Consider the following 25,842-nt stretch of genomic DNA (forward strand, 5'->3'; position numbering starts at 1 on the left):
CTAGAATTCGCTTCAGGTAATAAACTGCTGATCTGCAATGCGTTCCTGTACATCAATTAGCAAAGACTCCATCATTCTAATTACAGTCGTGATGGCTGCTGATGACATAATATATAGCTATCGTTCTTTCTTTATTTTTAAAGTAACTCTCTGTGTCACTGCTGCGGAAAATAGGAGCTAATACTGAAACAATAGGAATAACACCCCAGCCAGACACATCACCTATGCCAGAATTACCAAATAGCCTAGAAGAAGCGATCGCTCAATCCCGTGCAGCTACCAAAGCCGCTTTAGACGATGGTTATACGCGCCTACAAGTTGACTTGCTGTTTCCTGAACTCAAATTCATGCCTGTGGCAGAACAGTTTCTGCCTTTGTTCACCGAGTATGAATCTCGCTTAAAAGTCTTTTTTGCTGATGCGGGTGCAGCTGCTTTAGCCCGGCGTGATTGGGCAGATGCAACGTTTCAAATTTCTGATATTGGTACAGGTAGAGCTGCTTCGATTCAATCCAAGATTCAGCCAGAAGATGAGATTGTCTTATTTATTGCCCCCACATCAGTAGAAGTACCACAACTGGAAAAAATTTGTGCGATTATTGGCGATCGCCCTACTATTTTTTTAAATCCTCGTTTAGAAGATGCTGGTATTGTCGGCATTGGTTATGCAGCCAGACAAACCCGCGAACGTTTCCTCAATACAATTGAATCCTGTTACTACCTGCGTCCTATAGATAATGAAACTGCTCTATTCCGTTCCTATCCTGGACAATGGGAGGTGTGGGTAGAAAACAGCGACACTTGGGTAAAAATTGCTGAGTTACCGAAAAAGCCTTCAGGGGATGAACTAGATTTAATTTTGATGAAAGGACAATCGCAAACTACAGGTAAAGATAATACACCAGGGAAAAAACCTGGTGTCTTTAAAAGTTTGCAGAGGTTTATTAGAGCATTGAATAACTAAGCAAAAGCAGAGGTAGTATAAAGTATGAGAAATCAGGGAACACCAGAAAATAAATGTTCCCTATTTCCACTTCAGTTCCTCTGTTAGATGTTAGGGTTTGTTTCTAGGCACAGACTAATCGTTCCCACTAACAGTACTTTTGATAGTATGAAACAACAACATGGTTTAGCCTATGACATTAGCAATTGCAGTTGAATTTGCACCTTTAGAGGTTGATGCTCATGGCATTGTAAGAGTTGGTAAAACTCGCGTTACTTTGGACACAGTTGTGACAGCTTTTCTTGAAGGTGCTACAGCAGAGGAAATAGGAGAGCAATACACATCGCTTCATCTGTCGGATATTTATTTAGTCATTGGTTATTATTTGAGACATAAAGCTGAAGTTGATGTATATCTATTAGAACGTCAACACCAAGCAACGGTGATTCAACAAGAAATTGAGCAACGTTTTAATCCACTTGGAATACGTGAGCGCTTACTTGCTAGACGAAATCAAGTAAAATTATTATGAATAATACACAAACTTGGCATATTGTCAAGCAAAACTCTGGTCATTGTGAAATAGTTACTAGCGATCAGATTGCTGAGAGTAACGTAGAGATCATCGAACAGTGGGGGCCTTTTGATTCACATGAGGAAGCGATCGCCCGTCGCATCGGATTAATTAGGGCTGGCAAGTGCCAACCCCAGTAACTTTGCTTATTGAGGAGTTTTATTTTTCTCGGCTGTTGGTACACCCCTAGCAGCAATTTGTTTACCCAACACTTCTACTGCTTTGGCAAATTGGGGATCTGCTTGTGTGGCAAGTTTCTCACGCTCACGTAACCACAAGGTTTGGCGTTGAGCATCAGTTAATTCCACTTTTACATCAGGATCAATCCCGTGCTTGTTAATATCTCTGTCATTGGGAGTCAAGTACTTAGCAATTGTCACTGCCAAACCTGAACCGTCATCCAGAGGACGAACAGATTGCACCAAGCCCTTACCAAAAGTTTGTGTACCAACAATCACAGCTCGTTTATTATCTTGCAATGCACCAGAAAGTATTTCACTAGCGCTGGCTGAACCTTTATCGACGATGATTACTAAAGGTTTATCAGTTAAAGAGCGTCCGTTCGCTACTTCTTTTTCCCGTTCTCCTTGACGGTCAACAGTGGAAACAATTGTGCCCTTATCTATCCACATCCGGGCAATTTCTACACTGGAGAACAGTAAACCACCAGGATTTCCACGTAAATCTAGAATATAACCAGCTACTTGCTGTTTTTCTAAATCCTTAATAGCTTGCTGCATTTCTTTGCCAGCATTGGCGCTAAATTGGTTCAGACGGATGTAACCCACCTTACCAATAGTCGTTTGCTTTTGTGAATAGCGTACAGGATGAATTTCAATTCGCGCTCGTTTGATGGCAAACTGTTTTTGTTGACCATTACGCTGAATTGTCAAAGTTACCTGTGTACCAGCTGCACCCCGGATTAGGGATACAGCTTGGTTAGTATCCATACCCTGAGTGCTTTTGCCATCAATTTTGAGAATGATATCCTTAGCCAGCACCCCAGCTTTAAAAGCCGGTGTATCTTCAATGGGCGCAATTACCACTAATTGCTTGGTTTTCTCATCCTGGCTGATGGTGATACCAATACCTGTTAATTCGCCAGAGGTATCCACCTGCATATTCTTGAATTCCTCTGGGTCCATAAACCGGGTATAAGGATCTTCCAGCTTTTTCAGCATTTCCCGAATGGACTTATAAGCATCTTGCTGACTACTATAGGACTTGTTCAAGTATTCCTTACGGACAGCTTGCCAATCAACCTGATTAAAGGTTCCGTCTACGTATTGTCGCTGGACAATTTGCCATACTTCATCTACTAGTTCTTTCGGACTTGCTTTAAATAAAGCCTGACCGCGCGAATGAATGCCAAGGCTAGTAACTGCGATCGTGGAGAGTGTTACTGCCGTAGCACCCAAAACAAGCCTACTTTTTGTAATCACCATAATGACAGCTGCGTCAGAGGGAAAAATTTATAGTCAGTATGCTCAATCTAACACAGGGTAAAGTGTAACGACCGAGTATGTATTCCTAACTTCATCAAAATACTGTAGAATCCGGCGACATAGCCAGTCGGCGTTCACACAAATTTCAAATTATGGGGATGAGGGATTAGGTATTGGGGATTAGGAAGAATTTAGCCCAGTCCCCAGTCCTCAGTCCCCAATCTCTAAGGCTCTACCCAACGACCATCTGCTTTGATTAAATTAATCAACTCTTCTACACCTTTGTCTTCTGGCACTTTTTTGATTTCTTCTCTACCACGATATAAAGAGATCAAGCCAGGGGTTTTACCTACATAGCCGTAGTCAGCATCAGCCATTTCTCCAGGGCCGTTGACGATGCAACCCATGACGGCAATATCTAGTCCGGTTAAATGCTTAGTAGCTTCTCGGACTTTGTGCAACACTTCTTCTAAGTTAAATAAAGTGCGTCCGCAGGAAGGACAAGCAACATACTCTACCATTGTTTTCCGCAAACCTAGAGCTTGCAGAATGCTGTAGCAGACGGGAATTTCTTTTTCTGGCGCTTCTGTCAGGGAGACGCGAATTGTATCACCAATGCCATCTGCTAACAATGTGGCAATCCCGGCTGTGGATTTAATGCGTCCGTATTCCCCATCTCCTGCTTCTGTGACACCTAAGTGTAGGGGATAGTCCATACCGAATTCATCCATCCGTTTAGCCATGAGACGATAGGCGGCTACCATGACTGGAACCCGTGAGGCTTTCATGGAAATCACTAAGTTCCGGAAATCTAGAGATTCACAAATACGAATAAATTCTAGAGCAGATTCCACCATCCCTTCTGGGGTGTCGCCGTAGGTAAATAACATTCTTTCTGCCAAAGAACCGTGATTGACACCGATGCGCATGGCTTTACCTTGATCACGCAGAGATATCACCAGAGGTGCTAGAGTTTCGCGGATTTTTTCGCCAATTTCGGCAAATTCAGTGGGAGTATATTCGGTTCTGTTGGCGTTTGGTTTTTCAAATACGTATAATCCCGGATTAATCCGGACTTTTTCGATATGCTTGGCGACTTCCAAGGCAATTTTCATGCCATTGTGATGGACATCGGCCACAATTGGTACATCTTGATAAGTTTGGATGAGTTTTTGTTTAATTTCTGCTAATGCGACGGCGTGGGCGATGCTTGGGACTGTGACGCGGACGATTTCACAGCCAATTTTGTGTAGACGGCGAATCGCGGCTACAGAACCATCAATATCCAGAGTGTCTTCATTAATCATTGACTGGACTACCACAGGGTAGCCACCGCCGATAGTGACATTTCCTACCTTGACTGGACGAGTTTGGCGACGCTTGATGGTGGTATCAAAGGTGGCTGGGTTGGTTAAATTATTAGATGTTACGGGTGTGGGCAGAGTTTGCATAACCTTGTTAGGCGAATGTGTAGCTAAAATATCAGATTCAAAAGTCTCTGTCTTTCAGATTGCCATAGTGGGGGCTTTCTTGGGCGATGCGATCGCAAAAAAGAAAAGAAATGAGACTTATGTACCGAGCCAACCAACCCTAAGTTAAGTTTCTAAAATATGCGGCGATGTTGCCAGAGTTTGCGCTCCTGCTTGGATTAGCTCAATATCTGATTGTGACCATGAACGTAGTTCTTGACAATTATGAGCGACTAACAAGCCCCATAACCCTCTGGGAATCAGCACTGGTGCGACTAGGTTAGCCCGGACTTTTAAGCTTTGAAGAAAATCTCGGTGACAAGGAGATATTAATTCTGATTCAATATCGGCGATCGCTCTGACTCTGCCATTTAAATATAAGGCTGCGTACTCATCATTAAAACATTCATCTGGCCCAGTTGACCCCAGTATGGAAAATTCCTCTGAACGGAGAGATTCAAAGGTTACTTGCCCATGCCATTGCCAGTAGAAGTAATATAAAACCACGCGATCAACTTGCAACAATTCCCTCAAATGATTCGTTGTTTGGCGAATTAGAGCATCTCTCTGCATGGTTTGGATCAGACGATTGAGGACTCTTTGTAAACCCTGTTCGGTAGGCTTATTTGAGTTAGGATCAAATTCTGACTCAGAGTAAATTTGCACAGTTCTAAAAATATAAATCAGCCAAGTATGTCAGTTTTAAATAGTAATTTATCGAACCTAGATTGAACAATCGTATTTTGTACAAGTATAAATAATACAGATTGCAAAGCTAGCCCCCATCTACTTTTCCAAGATTTGGAAATTAATATATATTTTTAACTATGTTGAAGTAAACTAAATCACTAATTTGATTTTTATCTAAGAAAATACTGACAAATTTTCGGCTTGCTATGCTACTACTGAAACTTTTATAAATAGCTGGGTAAGGTATACCCAGCCAAAGATCGCTATCTGTCTACAGATCCCATGATTACGTCAATACTACCGAGAATCACCACAACATCGGCAACTTTCATCCCTCGCAGTAAGTGAGGAAGAATTTGCAAGTTGTTGAAATCGGCTGGACGAATTTTCCACCGCCAGGGGAAGACGTTATCATCGCCTACTAAATAAATTCCTAGTTCACCTTTACCACTTTCTACACGGGCGTAGATTTCGCCTTTGGGCATTTTAAAGGTGGGAGAAACTTTTTTACCGATGTATTGGTAATCAAAGGCATCCCATTCGGATTTTTTCCCGGCTGCTAGACGCTTGGCTTCTAAGTTTTCGTAGGGGCCTCCGGGTAGTCCTTTAATCGCTTGCTTGAGGATTTTGACGGATTCGCGCATTTCCCGCATGCGCACGATGTAACGGGCTAGGCAATCACCAGCAGTTTCCCACTGCACATCCCAGTCAAAATCATCGTAGCATTCGTAGTGGTCTACTTTGCGTAAATCCCACTTCACGCCAGAAGCACGTAGCATTGGCCCAGAAAGTCCCCAGTTAATCGCTTCTTCACGAGTGATTGTGCCAATACCTTCAATCCGACGGCGGAAGATAGCATTGTTGGTTACGAGGCGTTCGTATTCATCAACTTTGGGTAGGAAGTAGTCGCAAAACTCCTCACACTTATCTACCCAACCATAAGGTAAATCTGCTGCGACTCCACCAACACGGAAGTAGTTGTTATTTACCATGCGGTAACCTGTGGCTGCTTCCCACAAATCGTAAATCATCTCTCGTTCCCGGAACTGGTAAAAGAAGGGAGTTTGAGCGCCTACGTCAGCCAGGAAGGGGCCAAACCATAGCAAATGGTTGGCGATTCGGTTTAATTCCAGCATGATGACGCGGATGTAACTGGCGCGTTTGGGAACGGCGACACCTGCTAGTTTTTCCGGTGCGTTGACGGTGACAGCTTCGTTAAACATTCCAGCTGCGTAGTCCCATCGGCTAACGTAGGGGACATACATGACGGTGGTGCGATTTTCGGCAATTTTTTCCATTCCTCGGTGGAGGTAGCCAATAACCGGTTCACAATCTACAACATCTTCTCCATCTAAAGTGACAATCAGCCGCAGAACCCCGTGCATTGAGGGATGGTGCGGCCCCATGTTTAGCACCATTGGTTCAGTGCGGGTTTCAATTCTTGCCATAAATTCTGTGTTCTCCCAGTGTGAAAATTTTGAGTTGAACCGCGTAGATGCCATCCAGACACAATTGCTCATGTCTGCCAAAATCAAATTCGTAGGAGCAATGTTTGGGGGACAAGCCCTAGATATATTGCCTGTACGAGGGTATGTTGGAGAGATGGGGGCAGCAGAGGGCTTTTGCTTGATATTTCATTTTGTTTCACTTCTTCAATTATTATATGGAAGCCCGATATCTAAGAAGTTAAGGGACTGGTTTTTTTTCATGTCTTGAGACAGGGGGTAGGTGAGACAAGGAGAGTGAGGGAGTGAGAGAGTGAGGGAGTGCTGAGTGCTGAGTGCTAAGTAGTGACCAGTGACCAATGACCAATGACTATTGACTATTGACTGAATTTATCAGAAAAAATACTGCAATATATTTTTGATTTTAATTTTTCTGTCAGATAGAGTATTGTTGATATTTTGTATTCAGTATTTCTATTTTTAATGGTTGTGTTTGCTGTGAATTTACGTGCATTTTATGTATTTGATTTTTAAATATATCTTTCCAAAGAATAATGTCGTTGAGACGTAGAGACGTAGCACTGCTATGTCTCAACAAGAATTGATGATTACCGTATTTGTTAACGCTAAATCTCATGGATGCTGATTTTCCAAAAACATTAGATATTGAAGAACCGATATTTTCTCATTTACCTGTGTTACCTCAAGAGGTGATTACAGGTTTAGCTGTACATTCTGGTGGACATTATCTGGATGCAACGGTAGGTGGTGGTGGTCATAGTCGTTTAATTTTAGAGGCGGCAATAGATGTAAAATTAACGGCTGTTGACCAAGATGAGGCTGCTTTGGCGGCGGCGCAAAAGGAGTTAGCAGAATTCGGAGAACGAGTTAATTATGTACGGAGCAATTTTGCTGCTTATAAATTTCCCTCGTCTGTTTTTGATGGGATTATTGCTGACTTGGGTGTGAGTTCTTATCATTTAGATACGCCAGTACGGGGTTTTAGTTTTCGTCACACGGCAAATCTGGATATGCGGATGGATCAAAGACAATCTTTAACCGCCAGCGATGTGATTAATGAATGGGATGAGAGAGAGTTAGCTGATATTTTTTTTAAATATGGTGAAGAACGACTATCAAGGAGGATTGCTAGACGGATTATAGAAAGACGGCCTTTGCAGACGACGACGGAATTAGCTGAAGCGATCGCCTCTTGTGTTCCTCCTAAATATCGTTATGGTAGAATTCACCCGGCTACTCGCGTTTTTCAAGCTCTACGAATTGTTGTCAATGATGAGTTAAAATCTCTAGAAAATTTTATCGAGCAAGCACCTCTGGCGTTAGTTCCTGGTGGCAAAATTGTGATTATTAGTTTTCACAGCTTAGAAGATCGTTTGGTAAAACACGGGCTGAGAAATTCACCTCTATTAAAAGTTTTAACTAAAAAGCCCATCACGGCCACTGAAGCTGAAATCGCTCATAACCCACGCTCTCGTTCTGCTAAACTCAGAATCGCTGAGAGGTGCTGAGTAGTGAGTGCTGTTAGCGGTAGCGGGGCGTTTAGCCCGTGCTGATACCAATTCAAAATTCAAAATTCAAAATTAAGAAACTCTGATTTTACAAGGGTTTCCGTGTTTGGATATGTATCAGATTTTTAGTGAATTGGTATGAGTGCTGAGTGAGAGAGTGCTGTTAGCGGAAGCGGGGCGTTTAGCCCGTGCTGAGTGAGGGAGTGAGGGAGTAATAATTGCTAATGACTAATGACTAATGACTAATGACTATTGACTATTGACCAATGACTAGCTATTTTTCATAACAAAAAAGGGAGTAAAACTCCCTTTCAAGTTAAAGAAACTGTTTAATTGAAGATCAGCAAAAATTACACACGACCCCGTGGTGGTAGCATGGCTATAGGGTTGACTGCTCCCTTGCCTGATGGATGAATTTCAAAATGGCTGTGGGAACCTGTGCTGAAGCCAGTACTACCCATTGCCGCTATTTGCTGTCCTTGACGTACTTGTTGACCTGACTGTACCAGCAGCCTACTATTGTGAGCGTAGCGGGTCAAACTACCATCAGGATGGCGGATATCCACGAGAATGCCGTAACCACCATTGTTCCAACCTGCTTTTTCTACCACACCATCAGCTGATGCCATAATTGGTGTCCCAATAGGTGCAGCAATGTCAATTCCTCTGTGTGGTCTTCCCCATCGCTGACCAAAACCAGAGGTCAATACACCTTTAGCTGGCCAGATGTAGTTGGTTGCAGAGGTTGATGGAGGTGGTATAGTTTCATCAATTGGTTGTGGTAGATACTGATCTACTGCTGCTAGAGGTGGTAGTTGGGGAGAAACAGCAGTACCTCTTGGAGGTGTGGCTCTACCTGAGGGGGTTAATTGATTGACTCTTGGGTTGAGTAAAAATTCTGGATTTACTGGCTCGTTGACTGGACGAGTAGCGCGGAATTTTGGCTGAATGGTTTGATTGCTGTAACTGGGTGCTAAAGGAGTAGGCACAGGAATGGGTACAGCGAAATCTTGTTTTCCAGAAGTAGATCGAGAGACCGCCAAATTATTGGGACTAGCAACAGGAATGGGTACAGCTAAATCGTTACTTTCATTGTTAGCTACTTCTGTATAAGAGTTTCCAGATTCTTGTGTGCGGTATTTGGCTTGTAGTCTTTGAATTTCAGCTTGTAAGCTCCGCAGGCGATCGCCTTTACCTCTGGCTACTCGGTTCCCGGTGTTTTGTGGCTGTTGTATTTCTACAAAAGCTTTGGGAACTGGGCTATCACCACCTTGTCCTTGAGTTCTGCGGCTCACAGAGGTTGTTTCTGGCGTGACAACCTGATTATTTTGCTGCTGATTGTTAACTGAGGCTGGTGTTGTCACAGTGTTATCAGTTGTGACTGATGGCTGTGTAATTGGCAGATTTTGGTTAACACTGGGATTCCTTTCTAGGGAGCCAGCTACTTTAGTTACTCCGGGATACTGGAAGCTGTGAGAACTTAACATTACTGGTGTTTGAGCAGTAATGCTGTTGTTAACTCCTGCCACAGGGATAACCAACTTTTGACTGATTTGCAGTTGATTAGGATTGCTCAGATTGTTAGCTTTGACTAATTCTGCAACTGAAGTGTTGTATCTGCTAGCGATCGCTGCTAGTGTGTCTCCAGGTTTAACTTCGTAAGTTCTGGTGTTAGTGGGTGCAGCTATTGTTGCTGGCTGCACAGAGATGGGTATAGTAATCGCTTCTGGCTGTTTGATTGTTGATGCAAAGCTGTCTTGAGCGCCATTAGCTAAAGTTTGTGGCTGTTCAATGACTGTGCTGTTTGTATTTAATGGCGGTAGTTGATTGGTTACAGTTACTGGCTGTGTCAACTCCAAATCAGCAGCTTTTGATAAATCTTTTGATTCTTCAGGGCGTAACTCTGACAAACTGCTTCTTAAACGGTTTGATTTTTCTTTTAAACGATTCAGCGCGAATTCTTGCTGCGCTTTAAGTTGAGCATTTATTTCTTCACTAGCAGTTGTGCTATCTGCTATTTGTGGTTCGGTTGTTATGAGTGTATTTTCTCCAGCAATTGCACTGTTAGCAGTAGTGAGTGGTTGCTGGCGTGTTTGCCCTAGTTGGTATTGCTGATTGATTACAGTTGTGTGAGCCATTTTTCCAGTCACAACTTCTGAGGAGGGAAGCTGGATGGACTTACCACTCGCTAGGACTTGTAATTTAGCTTCCAACCCAGGTAGCTGTGAAATAGCTGTCGGTTCTACTATGACGGGGTTTTCTGGGGTGCTGGCAGATAAAGCTACGGGAGTAGCTAGTTTTGGGGAATTAGGTTGTACTTCCGTTTCAGCCGCAGGAATAGTTGAGGTTGCCTTTTGGCTACCCACAGGCGCAGCCGCTTGGGCTTGATCGCTTTGTCGAGTCACCAAAAGGCTGGTTGCTCCCACTGAAATGGCTAAACCAATCATCGCGGCTTGTCTGCGCGCCCGGCGATTAGCTTTTTTGTTTGCTTCGTTAACTTGATTTGCCGGGGCATCATCGCTGTTAGGGGTATTTTTCAACACAGCCTTCACTCTTTTTTTCAATGCTCGTTTCAAAGACGACCTCCTAATGATCACTAGCGCTTAACTGACCTCAATTTTCCAGTTGGATACTAGTCAATGACTTAGATCACATCACAAGATAGATCAAGATCACTTTCACCAGAGATACTTACGCAAGATTAACCTGCTTCTCTGATTTAGACAAGTTCACACCTGTTAGCAAATCTTAAAGATTGCTGGGTTTACCTGTCTGCCTCACACTTCACACCTCATACAGTCTGCTGTCCACAGTTGTCTTTGCTGATCTTGCTCTGTCTGCTTTGACTGGAGATTATACATCTGCCGAGTCTACTGCCGCCACTAGCAATTAAACTGCTAAGACTTCTGGAAAAGCAACGGCCCCTGCTGTAGATATATTCAGGGTTTATTCACCTGATCCGTCTTCTCAACACGAGACTTTACGTTGATTATTCCCTAAAAGACAACCGTATTAACTCTCAACCGCTTTTTTGGCTCTTTCACAACACACCTGGAGCGAAAAGGGGGTAAATGCTTTATAAGAAAGGGGTTTCAAGCTTTTTGTTCCTGAAAAAGTGATGATTTTAATTCATCAAAATCTATCATTCAAATTGCCGTTTGAATGGAACTTGATATACAAATTTCTTATGTTAATCTAGCTGAGTTTGCAGTGTTTTTCAGGATAAATACTGTTGACCTTAAGCAAAAAAGTAATATTTTTTACAATTAGATTGACATGGGCAGAACCCATCATTACTAGAAAACCAAATTTTCCATAGCTTGAATGATTTTTTGTCAGTGGTTTCACTGAATTAAATTTTGGTTAATGGTTTAGAAGAGATAGCCTAACTGACGACGAGCTTCAAATAAACTGATAGCTACACTGACGGAGAGATTTAAACTCCGAACACCTGGTTGAGCCATAGGTATGTATAAGGTAGTATCACAAGCTGAGAGAATTGTTGGCGGTATACCAGTAGTTTCACTACCGAATATTAGCCAATCATCAGCTTGAAATTGATAGTCGATATAGTTAGAACTGCCCCTAACAGAGAACCCTAATAATCTACCTCCTCGTTCTTGGTGTAGATTCTTAAAGGCTTCAAAGGTTTTGTGATAGTGTAGCTTGACGTAAGGCCAGTAATCTAAACCTGCTCTTTTGAGGTAGCGATCGCTAATTTCAAACCCCAAAGGCCCTACTAGATGTAAATCTGTGTCTGTAGCAGCACAAGTACGAGCAATATTACCTGTATTGGGAGGAATTTGCGGATTAACTAAAACTACCTGGGGCATTGTCCGTATAACTGCGATTTGTATAAAAATATATATTAATTAGAGAAAATCTACCAATAGACAGAGGTCAATCATAGGTTTTGTTAATAAATGTCAAGCGAGGCATATTGATTAGAATTTTAAAATGAAAAATTTACTTTTTTTGAGGGCAATGGTCAATGGTCAATGGTCATTAGTCAATGGTCATTAGTCATTAGTTTTTGCTTTCTTGATACTTTGTGCTTCTTTACTTGTTGACCATTGACTAATGAGTGTTGACTCACACTATTAAACTGGGAGAGGAGAACAGAGCTTGTTTTGCAGTTCTATTTCTCGTTCTTGAGTAGCAGCGATCGCTTGGGTAATGACGCATTGGCTGTCAAAGCCGACTTTATGTAGTTGTAGCCAGTGTTGAGCTTCGTTACCTTCCCGGAGGATTTTGTGCAGTGGGGAGAGGAAACAGCTAAAACCGTGTTTTTTGGCGATCGCCCAAACTTCTCGATCAAGTTCAGCAATCCAATCTCTAGCTAAAATGCTCCTACCGTCTTGCCAATGTTGCAGTTGAGCATCTAGGCTGGCACTAGCGGCTGCTATTTCGTTGTTAGTGGTGATACTAACGAGTTCTGCTGGGGAAAATTTACTTTGGGTGAGAGGATCTAAATCTGGATTTTCGATTACTTGTAACAGTCGGGCTTCTAATAAAGCTGTGATTGCTAATAAGGCGATGGGATCTGTGACTAAATCACAAATTCTCAGTTCTAGGCGGTTTAAATCAAAGGGACGGCGATCGCCATTGGGACGGACTGAAACCCATAAGTGACGGACGTTCTGCATTGTCCCTGCTAGCAATTGCTCCTCTACCCACTCTATGTGATGAGCATGGCTGGTAAATAGGGGTACATGAGAGGGGGTTTGGGGGAATAATCCCCAACGAGTAGAATGATAACCCGTTGCTTTGCCATCGATGAAGGGAGATGAGGCACTTAAGGCTAAAAATAGGGGTGCTTCTAAGCGAATTAGCCGACAAGCTCGCATTAACACTTCTGGATCATCAATACCTATATTGATATGAACGCTAGCGGTGACGACTTTTGTACCGTAGGTTTGTTCTATATAGTCGTGATAGGGGTTCTCTGGATTAGAACGGAAAAAGCGATCGCTCCCACCCAAGGACAATGTGCTACCTGGAATCAGGGTATAGTCTCCCAATTGCTTCAGGTAGTTTCTCAACACACGCCGAGGACGCAACAAAGCGCACAACAGACTTTCATAATTCTGTAATGGCTCGGTTACGTATTCTACGTTGCGGCTATCTGGTTCCCGCATAAACCCGTCTAAGTCGGCAACTATTTTGTCCGAGAGACCGACGATTTCACCTTGAGGTGTGCCGGTATATATTTCAATTTCAAAGCCTTTTAATAAGACCACCTATTTCTCCTCGGCTCTCCCAGCCTCTAAATTGTATCGAGTTAGACAAACTTCTACACTGACATTGGGGTTAATTTAAAGTTAAGAATTATGCAACTTTAGACTGAGCTTTTCTTGACTAGTACCTGCTCAATATGGCTGATTTGTCAATAGCCAACAGCCCAGAATAGTTAAGTCTGATCAGTTTCATGGGGAATCTCGGCGATAGCGTACCAGCAGATGAAGTTCCTTCCCTCTTACTTGCGCTAGTCACTATTTATTAGTTATTAGTCAATACCAATTACTCTAAATAGTTTTTATGCGTGGTTTAACAGAATTTATCAAGTTGCAAAACTAACCCATATTCCATGTTCTCATGAAATGACATGGACTACTAGTTGCAATTTTATTGATAAATAATAAATCAGAGTTACCAAAAATCCTTGTCAAGAAGTAGAGACATAGCACGCTACGTCTCTACTTGTTTTTCTGGAGTGCTAGCTGACGCTCAAAGTTAATAGTTTCATCTGACAGATCACATAATGTTTGTAAATTGACTTTACCTTCAGCTTGTAAGGTTTCTAGAAAGTTTGATGGTGATTCTAAGATTTGTTTACCATTTCTGGCTTGAATAATCAATTTATCTGCGATGACATCATAGATTACAAAAATTGATATTCTTTTACAAATCATTTGAGTTGGTGGTAATACTTTATATGCTGTGACGATTTTTCCTGCTGCTGGGATGTGAAGTCCAAGTTCAGAATCTTGAATAATGTTTTGGAACTCTTGAATAGATAACTCAGAAATATCACTAACTGGATAATTAAGATTGAGGATTTTTTCTAAGTCAGGTTGATTAATGACTAAACTATTTAAAGGTTCCAACTGAAAAATTATTTTTTCTTCCCAAGGATTAGCAATAGCGTAAATTTGTGTAGAATGTGGTGGCTTTTGTACTGAGCCATTTTCATAAAATAATCGTCCTTCATCTGTAACTGTAATCGGTGATTTTGGTTCGAGGGTGTGCAAATCTTGGAGAATTTTTACCGTACTGCGAACAAACACCGGATCAAGTCCTAAAATAGATGCTAATTCATCGGCTGTTGGTGCTGGCTCAAACTGAATTCCAGCACGAATAATAAATTCTTCAAGGACGTTAAATGGACGAGGTTCTTTAATCGTCACTTCGACTAAAGTTTGCTGCAAACTATAGCGGAATTGACGCGCAGCTAAAACTGATAAATGGGGATTTTTAGCTTCAATTTCCGTGACTAAATTTTTGAGAATATCATCAATTGGTTTAGTCGATGAAGCGGGAAACATCAATCAAGCCTCCATGATCATGGACTATATCAGATACTTGGGAATACATTTGACCAATTTTACCTGGTTGATGAGTAAATAAATCGTGACAACCCACAATTATCAATAGTTCTTGCGCGCGGGAAAATGCTACATTTACTCGTTCTGGTTTCTTAGCAAATCCCACGTCTCCTTTACTATTGTTGCGTACCATGCTAACAATAACCACTGGACGTTCCATACCTTGAAATCGATCAACTGTACCAGTGCGAATTTGTAATGAGGGGAAAAGTTCAGATTGTAAACGTTCTTCAATTTTTCTCAGTTGTGCGCCATAAAAAGTAATCACAGCTATTTCTTTTTGGGGTTCACCATTAATAATATGCTCAGACCAAGTATTTTCAAATTGCTGACAGAGATTGTCAATCGCATCAATTTCTTGATGATTAAAAAATGAAGTTCCTTCTCGTTGTTCTTGAAAATCATTTGATTTCGGCATTGTCACCCAAACTAAATGATGATTTGGTTGAATGATTTTTCCTGATAAATTATGAGCGCGTTTAATATCCGGCTGGGCGATACCGCATTCTAGTTTATCATCATAAAACTGATTAATTGCTCCCATAATATTAGGGTGCATTCGGTATTGTGTGGTGAGCATTTGCTTGATGCTATGATCAGCAGTTTCAAATTGACTTTTGAAAAGTGATTCTTCTAAAAATTGCAATTCTGCTTTTGTCGTGTTTATTTCCTCAGCAACTTCAGCTAAAGTGCTAGTATCTAGCATGGGTGGTAATTGGCGATGATCTCCTACCAAAACTAATTTTTTAGCTTTTAAAGCTGGGATGAGTAGTTCTGGGGGAGTGCATTTACTAACTTCATCAATAATGACAACATCAAAGTAGTTAAATTCTTCCGAAAAATCTTTACTGGCAGCTTGTACACAGGTGATACCAACGACGTTAGAATTGTCTAAATAAATCCGTCTTAAATCATGGCGATCGCGTTCTGAAGGATCTCGGACTTTGGCAATCCAATCTTGTACAAAATCCTGATATTTATGCAGATAATTTTCTTCGTTTTTTAATTGCTCTTGCCAAGCAGTAAGCTGGATTTTAAAGTTATGTAATAAATCTAGGTTAAATAAGTTATTGGCATTAAAATTATGCTTTAGTCTATCGGGTATTGTTTGCCATAATATCTGCCACCATTTTCTATCACTGATTAACTGAGGAGATGGTTTTGGTTGAGATTGCTTTGCTAGTTCGCTGATTTTGCTCTGTAATTGAGCAAGTTCTTGCCGACACACTTCTGTTGTTTGATTTAGTTGTGCTAGGTGTTCTTGGAGAGACTTTTTAATCATCTCCAAAATAGTGAAAGGTTCTAATGAGACAATTAGAGATTCAAGCTGATTAATTGCACTTGTATAAGCATTTATTTGCTGAGTAAATTCTTCTGACTGTTCCCAAATATTTGATTGTTTTGTCAAATATTTGTCCACTAAAATCTGTAATTTAGTAGGTGAATTTGGCTGTTGTTGTAGCGTTTGCAAGATATTAACCGTTTGTTCCAGCTTTGTGTTAGCATCTTGGCTGGCAATTTCTACCTGATGTTGAACGTCAACAATTTGTGATTGATTAATGTTATTTTCGGGAAGTTCACTTAATTGTGTTTTTAAATATTGGAGTTGTTGATCAGTTTCTGTTTTGATTTGTAAAACACATTTACGAGCATTGACTAGGATACTATCTAATAACTCTTGAGTCATCCGGGTGAGAGTTGCATCGAGATGATCGATTTCCCATGCTTTACTATAAGTTTGTTGCATCCTCACTAAAAAAATTTGAGTATTTTCTACCAGCAATTTTCGTTGATTTTGGTTGAGTAATTGATAATTAGCAAACTGTTGATAGATTTCTTGCCATTGAGTGCGATCGCTCTTTGACAAAACCATTGGCGTTTGGCTAAAATTTTGCTGAACAAAATAGCTAAAATTATGTTTATTGCCTCGTCTGTCACTAAAACCACCTTCAATCTCATAAGCCAGGGCTTTTGTCAATAGCGCCCAGTCTGGTAAATTGAGGTGATAGTGATTTGGCACAATAGTAATTTTTAATCTACCAGCAAACATCAACAAACCCAATGGTAATTCTGTCAGAGGTTCTGTGAATGGCTGGTGAGATTTTTGGCATTCTTTCAAGGCTTGATACAAGGTAGAAAAAGCTGTGGACTTCCATTCTGTTACTGCTGAAATGATATAGTCTATTTCTCGTTGACGATTTTCCCAAATTTGTAGATTTGGCTGTAATTTTTGTTGTTTAGTGAGCAATTGCTGATAATCTGTTTGTAGCTGATGGAGATGATGCGATTTTTGTTTAAAAATCTCTGCTGATGATGCAACTTCTGCCATAGCTGTAATTGCATCACTAGCATAGGTAAATGTTGTTTTCAATTCAGCTAATTTAGCTTCTACCGTTTCCCTCAGCCAAACTGCAAGTCCAAACGCACCGCACCCAGGACGAACAAGGCCAAGTTCATCAGTATATTTAATTGCTGTGCGAACCTGAGCTAAAAAAGTATCGACTAAACTATGACCTTCTGTGTACGGTTTGAGCAATGGTAGAAGATTTGTAACTTCTGGTGCTTCCCAATTAATATTTTGCGTATTACTTAATAAGGTTTCTAATCCTGTATTTAAAAACTCTACCTCACTTTTTTTGGCTACACTTTCCTGATATGTAGCTTCTTGATGGCGGAAGTTTAATTCTAATTCTGCCTGAGTTTGCTTTAATTGTGCCTGTTGTTGATTAAATTCTGTCTCTGCTTTCAAGTAATCTGTAAATCGTGGTGATGATGTGAGTAATTGCCGAAAAATTTGGATATTTTCTCGGCGTTGGCTGAGATTATGATCGCAATCAGTAGCTGTATTTTGTAACCATGTACCAATTACTTGATCTTCTAAAAATGGCTGTCCTTCTTCCCCCACTTTTTCGGCTCGTCCTTTACGAATAGCACGAATTACTGGGTTATGAACTAAGCGACTCAGAGCATTATCAACTGCTAAATTAGCTTGAGAGGCAATTAACGTTCGTCCACCTCGTAAGGCAATTTGATAACAAATTTCAGCAATCACCGTAGTTTTACCTGTCCCTGGCGGCCCTTGAATTAAAACAAGATCCTTGGCTGAGAGTACCGTTTCTACTGCTGCTTTCTGTCCAGGATTAGCAGAGGATAATAATAAATCTTGTGGTTGTAATTCAACAGTTTTTTTAATTGGTCTTGCTTGAGCAGCAGCAAATAAGAAATTACCCAAGTAAGGATTTTGAGTGCGACCGTTATTTAAATCTTCTAGAGCTTTTTTCTTACGTTGAATTTGTTGGATATCACCAACTGCTTGAAAAAATAAAAATCCGTTATCTGGTATCTGATAACGTTCTGCTGCTATATGTTCTGATAAGTCACGTTCTAATCTAACGCTGATAATGCCACGTTTAATATCAACTTCTTCAATAGTTCCTAACTGACAACCACTATACCAGTTTTTGCCGACGGGATTAGTATTAAATAACTTTAATTCTTCGTTTCTGGCTTGTTTAACTCGTTGCCAAAAGTTATCTTCATCTAAATAGTTTTCTTGATTACCATCAAGAGTGGCTGAGGTAATATTGATTGTCAAACTCAGCCGTCTTTTAGAACTAAGATTATAGTCGATATAAACTATACAAAACTGACGTGCTTTAGCAATCTTTTCCTCAACTTGTAAAAATACTTTCCAAGCTTTTAGTTGTTCTTCTGTAGGTACATGATCACCGCCAACTGGGATATTTCTGATACGTGTTAACGTCGCCAATGGAATCCCAATTTGGTGCTGATTATTCGCTAGTAGACGCAAGCGATAAGCTACAGTGTAAGCATCAGCTTGTCCTCTGGCGAGAGGTAGTAATTGCGCTGAAAGAATCTTTAAACCCCCATACCCATCTTTTTGGACAGCCGCGATTAATCCTAAAGTTTTACCTAGTTCTTTCAGTCTGGCGGGTAAGGGAATCTCATCATGATCAGTGGCAATAACTAACTCCCAAATTTGTTCCCCGGCTTCTTTTCCTTCACCTTGACGACGCACGTAAAATAAGCAGGATTTTTGACCACAAAATTCAAACATTAACTCATTAGCACGCTCTCGTTTCTGCCATGCTTCAGAATAGGATGCTATGTTTTTTTGACTGTCGAAATGGCGCAGTAAACTATCAACTGTGGAACCAATAAACGTATAACTCCAATCTTCAGAATTAATTTTATTTTTTAGAGAATCACTTTTGGCAGCCGCTAATTTATATAAAGCTCTGCGAATCCGTTCCGCATCAGATTCTAAAATTGTACTACTCTGAGTTTTCGCAATGATTTTCAGTCGTTCACAAATTTTTAATAATTTTTTGCTATCTAAATTTAATTCTTTGGATAATTCGTAAATTCTGATTTTACTTTGCTTCTCCACTGCTTTCTTTTCCTTTACAGGTGTTCAGATACGCAACTTTTTTCCCATGTCACTTTCCTGATTTTACTCGTGTTGCATCAAAGTTGATACTGGCGAAAAACTTGACTCGCCGCATGATGTAACAAAGAGTGTCGCCACACGAGAGATTCCATATGATCAGCGTCACCCCCAGCCAGGATCAGTTACAGCTAGTTTACCTAAGCGATCGCTCATACACGAGATATTGGTTACAATGTCATCAGAGGGCTAGTACAAAATTATCGCAACAATTGGCTCATGACTCAAACAATTCCCGCAAAAGAGATCAACTTACGTTACTTAATCGATCATTTTGGGCTGGAATTAATTCAAGATGAGCAATTCTTCCCTGAATGGCAAGCAGATTTACCTGAACTCACTGATTTAGAAAAACAACTTTTAGATAAGGTCAAAGCAGGTTATTTCAATTTGCTTAATTACCCGCCATTGCTGGAAGATGTGGTGAGAATGGCAATTGTAGATCCCATTCTGTTTATTGGTGATTTTTATATAGCTCCTTTTTATATTAAAGCCGAAGAATCCGTAGAAATTGCTAATGACGATGAAGGCGTAATTATCAAGGGTAAAATTGACACATTAGTTTTAAAAGACCAGTTTTGGGTGATGGTAATCGAGTCGAAACAAGCCGAGTATTCGATTGAAAGAGGGTTGGCACAAATTCTCGTTTATATGTTAGGTAATCCATATCCAGACAAACCGAGTTTTGGCATGATTACCAGTGGTGGGGAATTTATTTTTGTCAAATTAGTCAAAGGAAATCCACCACAGTATAGTTTATCCAAAGGCTTTTTAAGCCGGAATCCTGGTAATGAATTGTACGACGTACCCAGAATTTTAAAACATCTGACTCAATTAGTCATTGCTTAACATATCAGACGATTACTATGTAAGTCGGCGAGAAAAATTTAATGTACAAGAAGAAAGATGAATTTGAGGTAGGGTGTGTTATGACTAACGCACCTGGAATTGTTGACGGTACGTTGTGCTGCGCGACAACACACCCTACACATAAATATTCGCACCGACTCACTTACAATTTATACTGGCGAAAAACTTGACTCGCCGCGCGATGTAACAAAGAGTGTCGCCACACCAGAGATTCCATGTCATCAGCGTAACCACCACCAATAACACAGGCGACGGGATAACCTGCATTGATACAAGTACTTAAAACCTGCATTTCTCGACGGAATAAGCCAGTGTCAGTTAAAGCTAGTTTACCTAAGCGATCGCCTATATGTGGATCAACCCCAGCATCGTAAAATATTAAGTCTGGTTTGATGTCAGATAATAAATCAGGTAAGTATTTTGCCAAGGTTTGCAAATAAGCATCATCTTCCATACCAATAGGTAAGGAAACGTCTAAATCACTGGTTTGTTTAGTACCGGGAAAGTTGACTTCACAGTGCATGGAGAAGGTGAACACACTCTCATCATCTTGAAAAATAAACGCTGTACCGTCTCCTTGATGAACATCCAAATCAACGATGAGAATTTTGCGCACGAGTCCCATTTTTTGCAAAACTCGACAAGCGATCGCTAAATCATTGAAAATACAAAAACCAGAACCATAACTAGGAAAAGCGTGATGCGTTCCACCAGCCGTATTACAAGCTAAACCCTGACTGAGTGCTAATTGCGCTGTCAATATTGTCCCCCCAACCGCCACACAGGTACGATTCGCTAAGGCTGGACTCCAAGGTAAGCCGATACGACGCTGGACTTTCGGCTCAAGTGTACCTTCACAATATGCTTGTACGTATTCTGGAGTATGAACTAACTCGATTAACTCTTGGGGTGGACGAGTCGGTGTGTGAAATTGTTCTATCTGCGCTACACCATCATTTAACAGCAATTCGTAAAGTTTTTGAAATTTGGCCATCGGGAAGCGATGACCATCAGGTAGTGGTGCGACATAATCCGAGTGGTAAATAATTGGCAACTCCATGTTATTTATTGTTACCCAAAGCGTGATGCTAAATATGCCGTAAGAGTTAGTATTTGCTGACAATAATGCTGAGTTTGTCAGATGAGATTTTTCTTAGATTCGTTTAAACTGCTACAAACATGAGTAGGTCAAGGGTCAAACTATGTTTAAACAAATTATAGACGTGTTATGGCACGTCTCTACTAACAACTGATACTCATAGCACCAGAAATTTGGCGATGATGACATCAGACTGTAGAATATTCAAAATCTAACTTTTAGCCACTAGTTGATTATGATCGATTGGATTTTACCCATAACATTACTGATTGCCGGCTTAATTGCGGGAATAATTGGTGAAAAAGTTATTTTTAAAAAGCTAAAAATATTTGCAGTAAAAAAGCAGATCCCCGGAAGTGGAATCATTTTTAAATCGCTGCAACGAATGCCATTGATTTGGTTTATACTGGCAGGCTCATTAGGAGCAATTATTACTGCTCCCATGAAACCAGATGTTATTAATTTATTGCAAAAAACTGTTACTATTGTTTTTCTATCCTCCGTCACATTAGTCTTAGCTAGACTGACTGCTGGTTTTGTCAGTATCTACACTTATAAAACAGAACGAGCTACAGCTTCACTCATTTCTAATCTGGCTAAAGCTGCTGTTTTAATATTGGGGGGATTAATTTTATTACAAACGGTGGGGATTGCAATTACACCAATTATTACAACTTTAGGAATTGGTGGTTTAGCTGTCGGTTTAGCACTACAAGACACACTAGCTAATTTATTTTCGGGATTCTATTTAATTATTTCTAAGCAAGTACGCACCGGGGATTATGTCAAGTTAGACGCTGGACATGAAGGATATATTACAGATATTTCTTGGCGAAACACTACAATTAAAGAAATTTCTAACAATGTAATTATTGTACCTAATTCTAAACTAGCTTCGGCAATTTTTGTTAACTATCATTTACCCGCTAAAGAAATTACCCTAACCATGAATATTGGTGTTAGCTATGATAGCGATTTAGAACAAGTGGAAATAGTAACTGTAGAAGTTGCCAAAGAAGTTATGCAAGAAATCGCTCCAGAATTAATTGCGAATGAGCCTTATATTCGATTTCATAGTTTTGGTGATTTTAGTATAGACTTTACACTTTATATGCGCGTCAGCGAATATTTTGACCAACGCATTGGTAAACATTTATTTATTAAAAAACTCCATAAGCGTTATCAACAAGCAGGTATTTCTATTCCTTTCCCTGTTAGAGATGTATATGTTCAAAATGGTTAGAAACAGTAGAGACGTTGCAATGCAACGTCTCTACATAATTCATGTGTATCATGATTAACGTGAAATGGTATCAGGCAATAGGATTCTAGCAATTACCCATTACCCAATACCCATTACCCATATATTATCTCCTTCCTGGAGTCCTTCCGCCTTCGTCGTTACTACCGCCGTGGGGACGAGAATTACCGGGATCGCAACCTTCGGAACCGTTACCAATACCTTGGTTACAATTGCGACGAACTTTTTGCTCATCGTTATCATCGTCGATATCTGTTACCTGATTCACCTCAGCTCGCTGTTGTATACTTTCCACTGCATACTGTGATGATATATCTGCTACTTCACCAGTGCTGACTAAAGCCTTGTAGATCAAAGCGCTGACTTCGGCTCTAGTAGCGACCTTGTTGGGATTGAGAGACTGAACATCGGGATAATTGACTATGATACCTCGTGTGGTGAGTGCAGCGATCGCATTCCGCACATCACTGCGAATGCTGGTTGCATCAGTATAAGTCGATAAAATTGCCTCTGTGGAACCACTGAATGTATAATTAAGTCCCCGCGCTAAGGTGAGCAAAACTTCTAAGCGGGAAAGGCTTTGAGTTGGGTTGAATTTATTACCAGCTACTCCGAGAAAGCCTGTAGAGTAAGCTTCTCGAATGGCATTATAAGCCCAGTATCTAGTGGAAACATCCCTAAAGCTAATGGCATTCCGGACTTTCACTTTGGTAAAAGCTTGACTAATTATCGCCGCAAACTGCGCCCTTGTTAACTGTTCATCGGGACGGAAACTACCATCGGGAAAACCTTGGAGAATTTGCAACGCCGCTAATTCGGAAATAAAATCTTTAGCCCAGTGATTGCTAGAAACATCGCTAAACTTGACTTGGATACCGTTAGCAACACCCACCTCTCGGTAACTCATCATCATCTGACTGAGATTATAAACAGAATTACCGTCCTCGCTGACTTCATTGACTTCTACTAAGCGACCGGGTTCTACTTTCAACGCTTCCGCTAAGTTGTAACTAAAAGCACTAACTGTCTGACGCACCAAAGCAAATCCACCTGTCGTTAAAGAGGTGGGATAAATACTGTTTGTGGGAACTGTTGATAAACCTTCTGCTTGAAACTGACTGACGTTGATAGTTTGAGAACTGCTCAAGAAAGTCACCCTGTCGCCACTAACTTGGGTAAAATAATCGTAAGTGTTATTACTGCTATCAATTGTGCCGTCTTGGTTCGCATCAGCACCATATACAGTCCGAACAACTGGGTATTCTATGGGATTGGCAGACAAAATTAGGTTAACTGTCGTGTATGCCGATAGCAATTCAAATTCGCTGTAGCCGAGAAAGCGGTTTTGCTGATCATACAACCTGATGACTACGCGATCGCCTGCTTTTAACCCTTTGACAAATTTGGCTTTGTGCTTAATCTTATACTTGTAATCACCCAAGAATCTTTCCTTGAGATAGCCCTTTTGGCGTTTTCCCTTGAAGGAAACACGCGCAATCACATCGGTAAAATTACCCGCAGGTTGCCAAATAGCCAAACCAAAACCAGCCGATGAGGTTTTCACTGAAGTGCTAGCAGCACTGACTTGGGTGTTACGTTGTGCTGTGATGGTGCGTCTCGTCGTTTGCTGGGAGGAAGTTTGTTGAGTAATGATTTCTGCATTAACAAACTGAGTAGCTCCTTCATCTAATTTGGTCACTGTCCCAGAATCATCAGTACGATACACCCAAACTTGCTTGTTATTGGCAACAACTACTTGCCAGCCTTCCATGATAGCTTGACTACAAACTCCATCTGCTTTTAAACCCAAACAACCATCAGACCAAGTTTGCTGTTGCGCCTGAATGATGCGTAAAGCTGAGATTTCTAAACCTGTACGTTGAATGATATCTTGTAGGACTGCCACCTTCACAGGTTCTGGTAAATGATCTTCACTGCTGAGAGATTCATCAGCCAATAGTTGTGGCTTGGCAGAATTCTCCAGCCTTTGACTAACAGTGGTGGAAATTCCTGGATTAGCGTCAACAGAAAATATGGGAGAGAAAATTGCTACCGATGCAGCAGCTAGAAAGACTTTGCTTAAAGGAGATAGGGAACGTTGATGTGGATATTTCATCTAGCACCGGGTTAATTCGCTAAAAGACAAGGAAAATTCACAATTTCCTCGACTTATTAATCCCTGTGAGAAGATAAAACTAACATCTAGGAAAATATCGTAATTTCTCCAACTCAGTCAGAATCTTGGCAAATTCATCACAAGAAACAGTAGAGAACAGAAGCATCAATTCAGAGGCTGTTTCATCCACATGATTGCGAGATAAAAAGCTTTACTATATAAAACAATAGTATAGGAATCTTAATAATGACTTTAATCCCTCAGTCGCTACCCACAATTACTAATTTTGAAAAACTGGTTTGGACTTGGCAAAATTACAAAATTCAGTATACCGTCATGGGTACTGGTCGCCCACTGGTGCTAGTTCACGGCTTTGGTGCTGCTATTGGACACTGGCGTAAAAATATTCCCGTTTTAGCAAGTGCTGGCTACCGAGTTTTTGCCTTGGATCTTTTGGGTTTTGGTGGTTCAGATAAAGCAGCTATTAAGTATAGTGTAGACGTTTGGGTGGAACTATTAAAAGATTTTTGGACAGCCCATATTCAAGAACCTGCCGTATTTATTGGTAACTCCATTGGCGCACTTTTAAGCTTAATTGTACTGGCAAAACATCCCGAAATTAGTGCTGGTGGTGTGTTAATCAACTCTGCGGGTGGGTTGAGTCATCGTCCCCATGAATTGAACCCACCATTAAGGATTGTCATGTCAGCGTTTAACCGTGTTGTGCGATCGCCACTTACAGGTCAATTCGTCTTCAATCGCATCCGCCAAAAATCCCAAATCCGCCGCACACTCTACCAAGTATACCGCGATCGCACTGCCGTCACCGATGAACTTGTCGAGCTGCTTTACCTTCCCTCATGTGATCCCGGCGCACAACAGGTCTTCGCTTCCATCCTCACCGCACCACCTGGCCCAGCACCAGAGGAACTATTGCCCCAAGTCGAACGTCCTCTACTCATAATTTGGGGTGCTGACGACCCGTGGACACCGATTACGGGGGTAAAGATTTACGAAAAAGCACTGGAAAACGGCAAAGACATTACTATTGTCCCGATTCCTGGTGCTGGTCATTGTCCCCATGATGAAGTTCCAGGTGTTGTTAATACCCAGATTGTTGACTGGTTAGGACAGAAGATAAGGGATAGGGGATAGGTGACAGGTGATAGGGGATAGGGGAATAGGCAAGAGTCATTGGTCATTGGTCAATAGTCAATAGTCAATAGTCAATAGCCAATAGCGATTCTTACTCCCTCACTCCCTTACTCCCTCACTCAGCACTCAGCACTCAGCACTCCCTCACTCCCGACCTCGTTAACAATCTGGGTTG

The 25,842-nt window shown here is 41.0% G+C and carries 18 protein-coding genes and 1 pseudogene; 7 read left to right on the forward strand and 12 right to left on the reverse strand.

The window, feature by feature from the left end:
• The first annotated feature begins 224 nt into the window (after positions 1 to 224).
• From FD725_RS06120 to FD725_RS06130, 3 genes are all read left to right on the forward strand, one after another.
• Positions 225 to 962 (forward strand): DUF1995 family protein, encoded by a 738-nt coding sequence (locus FD725_RS06120; RefSeq protein ID WP_179047301.1) that lies wholly within the window; start codon positions 225 to 227, stop codon positions 960 to 962.
• Positions 963 to 1,134: 172 nt separating this feature from the next.
• Entirely contained in the window at positions 1,135 to 1,473 is a 339-nt protein-coding gene (locus FD725_RS06125; RefSeq protein WP_179047302.1) for a DUF433 domain-containing protein, read from the forward strand.
• Positions 1,470 to 1,655, forward strand: a complete 186-nt coding sequence (locus tag FD725_RS06130; RefSeq protein ID WP_179047303.1) for a transposase — start codon at positions 1,470 to 1,472, stop codon at positions 1,653 to 1,655. Before FD725_RS06125 ends, FD725_RS06130 begins: the two co-directional genes overlap by 4 nt.
• A 6-nt stretch (positions 1,656 to 1,661) precedes the next feature.
• On the opposite strand, the gene ctpC is transcribed toward FD725_RS06130, so the two are convergent.
• The 4 genes from ctpC to FD725_RS06150 form a co-directional block, all read right to left on the reverse strand.
• Complete coding sequence (gene ctpC / locus FD725_RS06135) at positions 1,662 to 2,960, reverse strand: carboxyl-terminal processing protease CtpC (RefSeq protein ID WP_179047304.1); 1,299 nt, start codon at positions 2,958 to 2,960, stop codon at positions 1,662 to 1,664.
• Between the two features lie 224 nt (positions 2,961 to 3,184).
• The gene (gene ispG, locus FD725_RS06140; protein ID WP_179047305.1) at positions 3,185 to 4,411 is read right to left on the reverse strand and encodes a (E)-4-hydroxy-3-methylbut-2-enyl-diphosphate synthase; all 1,227 of its coding nucleotides are present in this window, start codon (positions 4,409 to 4,411) and stop codon (positions 3,185 to 3,187) included.
• A gap of 144 nt (positions 4,412 to 4,555) precedes the next feature.
• Complete coding sequence (locus FD725_RS06145; protein WP_179047306.1) at positions 4,556 to 5,095, reverse strand: GAF domain-containing protein; 540 nt, start codon at positions 5,093 to 5,095, stop codon at positions 4,556 to 4,558.
• Between the two features lie 287 nt (positions 5,096 to 5,382).
• On the reverse strand, positions 5,383 to 6,567 hold the full coding sequence (locus FD725_RS06150) for an NAD(P)H-quinone oxidoreductase subunit H (RefSeq protein WP_179047307.1): 1,185 nt from the start codon (positions 6,565 to 6,567) through the stop codon (positions 5,383 to 5,385).
• Positions 6,568 to 7,199: 632 nt separating this feature from the next.
• On the opposite strand from FD725_RS06150, the gene rsmH reads away from it, so the two are divergent.
• A complete protein-coding gene (rsmH, locus tag FD725_RS06155) occupies positions 7,200 to 8,093 on the forward strand; it encodes a 16S rRNA (cytosine(1402)-N(4))-methyltransferase RsmH (RefSeq protein ID WP_179047308.1) in 894 nt (297 codons plus the stop codon).
• A gap of 350 nt (positions 8,094 to 8,443) precedes the next feature.
• On the opposite strand, the gene FD725_RS06160 is transcribed toward rsmH, so the two are convergent.
• From FD725_RS06160 to FD725_RS33095, 6 genes and pseudogenes are all read right to left on the reverse strand, one after another.
• Positions 8,444 to 10,636 (reverse strand): peptidoglycan DD-metalloendopeptidase family protein, encoded by a 2,193-nt coding sequence (locus tag FD725_RS06160; RefSeq protein ID WP_256871861.1) that lies wholly within the window; start codon positions 10,634 to 10,636, stop codon positions 8,444 to 8,446.
• Between the two features lie 828 nt (positions 10,637 to 11,464).
• On the reverse strand, positions 11,465 to 11,926 hold the full coding sequence (gene trmL / locus FD725_RS06165; RefSeq protein ID WP_179047310.1) for a tRNA (uridine(34)/cytosine(34)/5-carboxymethylaminomethyluridine(34)-2'-O)-methyltransferase TrmL: 462 nt from the start codon (positions 11,924 to 11,926) through the stop codon (positions 11,465 to 11,467).
• Between the two features lie 267 nt (positions 11,927 to 12,193).
• A complete protein-coding gene (gene gshA, locus FD725_RS06170) occupies positions 12,194 to 13,333 on the reverse strand; it encodes a glutamate--cysteine ligase (protein WP_179047311.1) in 1,140 nt (379 codons plus the stop codon).
• A gap of 456 nt (positions 13,334 to 13,789) precedes the next feature.
• A complete protein-coding gene (locus FD725_RS06175) occupies positions 13,790 to 14,638 on the reverse strand; it encodes a hypothetical protein (protein WP_256871862.1) in 849 nt (282 codons plus the stop codon).
• Positions 14,616 to 19,109 carry a translation initiation factor IF-2 N-terminal domain-containing protein gene (locus tag FD725_RS06180; protein WP_179047312.1) on the reverse strand — a complete coding sequence of 1,498 codons (4,494 nt, stop codon included), beginning with the start codon at positions 19,107 to 19,109 and terminating at the stop codon, positions 14,616 to 14,618. The genes FD725_RS06175 and FD725_RS06180 overlap by 23 nt, the downstream gene beginning before the upstream one ends.
• A gap of 77 nt (positions 19,110 to 19,186) precedes the next feature.
• Positions 19,187 to 19,288, reverse strand: a pseudogene (locus FD725_RS33095) (histone deacetylase); the annotation flags it as partial.
• A gap of 97 nt (positions 19,289 to 19,385) precedes the next feature.
• Here FD725_RS33095 and FD725_RS06185 point away from each other — a divergent pair.
• Positions 19,386 to 20,015 carry a restriction endonuclease subunit R gene (locus FD725_RS06185; RefSeq protein ID WP_179047313.1) on the forward strand — a complete coding sequence of 210 codons (630 nt, stop codon included), beginning with the start codon at positions 19,386 to 19,388 and terminating at the stop codon, positions 20,013 to 20,015.
• 163 nt (positions 20,016 to 20,178) lie between these two features.
• Here the strand turns inward: FD725_RS06185 and FD725_RS06190 are convergent, their stop codons facing one another.
• Positions 20,179 to 21,096 carry a histone deacetylase gene (locus FD725_RS06190; protein ID WP_179047314.1) on the reverse strand — a complete coding sequence of 306 codons (918 nt, stop codon included), beginning with the start codon at positions 21,094 to 21,096 and terminating at the stop codon, positions 20,179 to 20,181.
• Positions 21,097 to 21,370: 274 nt separating this feature from the next.
• Here FD725_RS06190 and FD725_RS06195 point away from each other — a divergent pair, with 274 nt between their 5' ends.
• Positions 21,371 to 22,378, forward strand: a complete 1,008-nt coding sequence (locus tag FD725_RS06195) for a mechanosensitive ion channel family protein (protein WP_179047315.1) — start codon at positions 21,371 to 21,373, stop codon at positions 22,376 to 22,378.
• A 124-nt stretch (positions 22,379 to 22,502) separates the two neighbouring features.
• Here FD725_RS06195 and FD725_RS06200 read toward each other — a convergent pair whose 3' ends face one another.
• Positions 22,503 to 24,512 carry an S-layer homology domain-containing protein gene (locus FD725_RS06200; protein WP_179047316.1) on the reverse strand — a complete coding sequence of 670 codons (2,010 nt, stop codon included), beginning with the start codon at positions 24,510 to 24,512 and terminating at the stop codon, positions 22,503 to 22,505.
• A 246-nt stretch (positions 24,513 to 24,758) separates the two neighbouring features.
• On the opposite strand from FD725_RS06200, the gene FD725_RS06205 reads away from it, so the two are divergent.
• Complete coding sequence (locus tag FD725_RS06205; protein ID WP_179047317.1) at positions 24,759 to 25,667, forward strand: alpha/beta fold hydrolase; 909 nt, start codon at positions 24,759 to 24,761, stop codon at positions 25,665 to 25,667.
• Positions 25,668 to 25,842 lie beyond the last annotated feature (175 nt).

Source organism: Nostoc sp. TCL26-01, assembly GCF_013393945.1.
Classification (GTDB): domain Bacteria; phylum Cyanobacteriota; class Cyanobacteriia; order Cyanobacteriales; family Nostocaceae; genus Trichormus.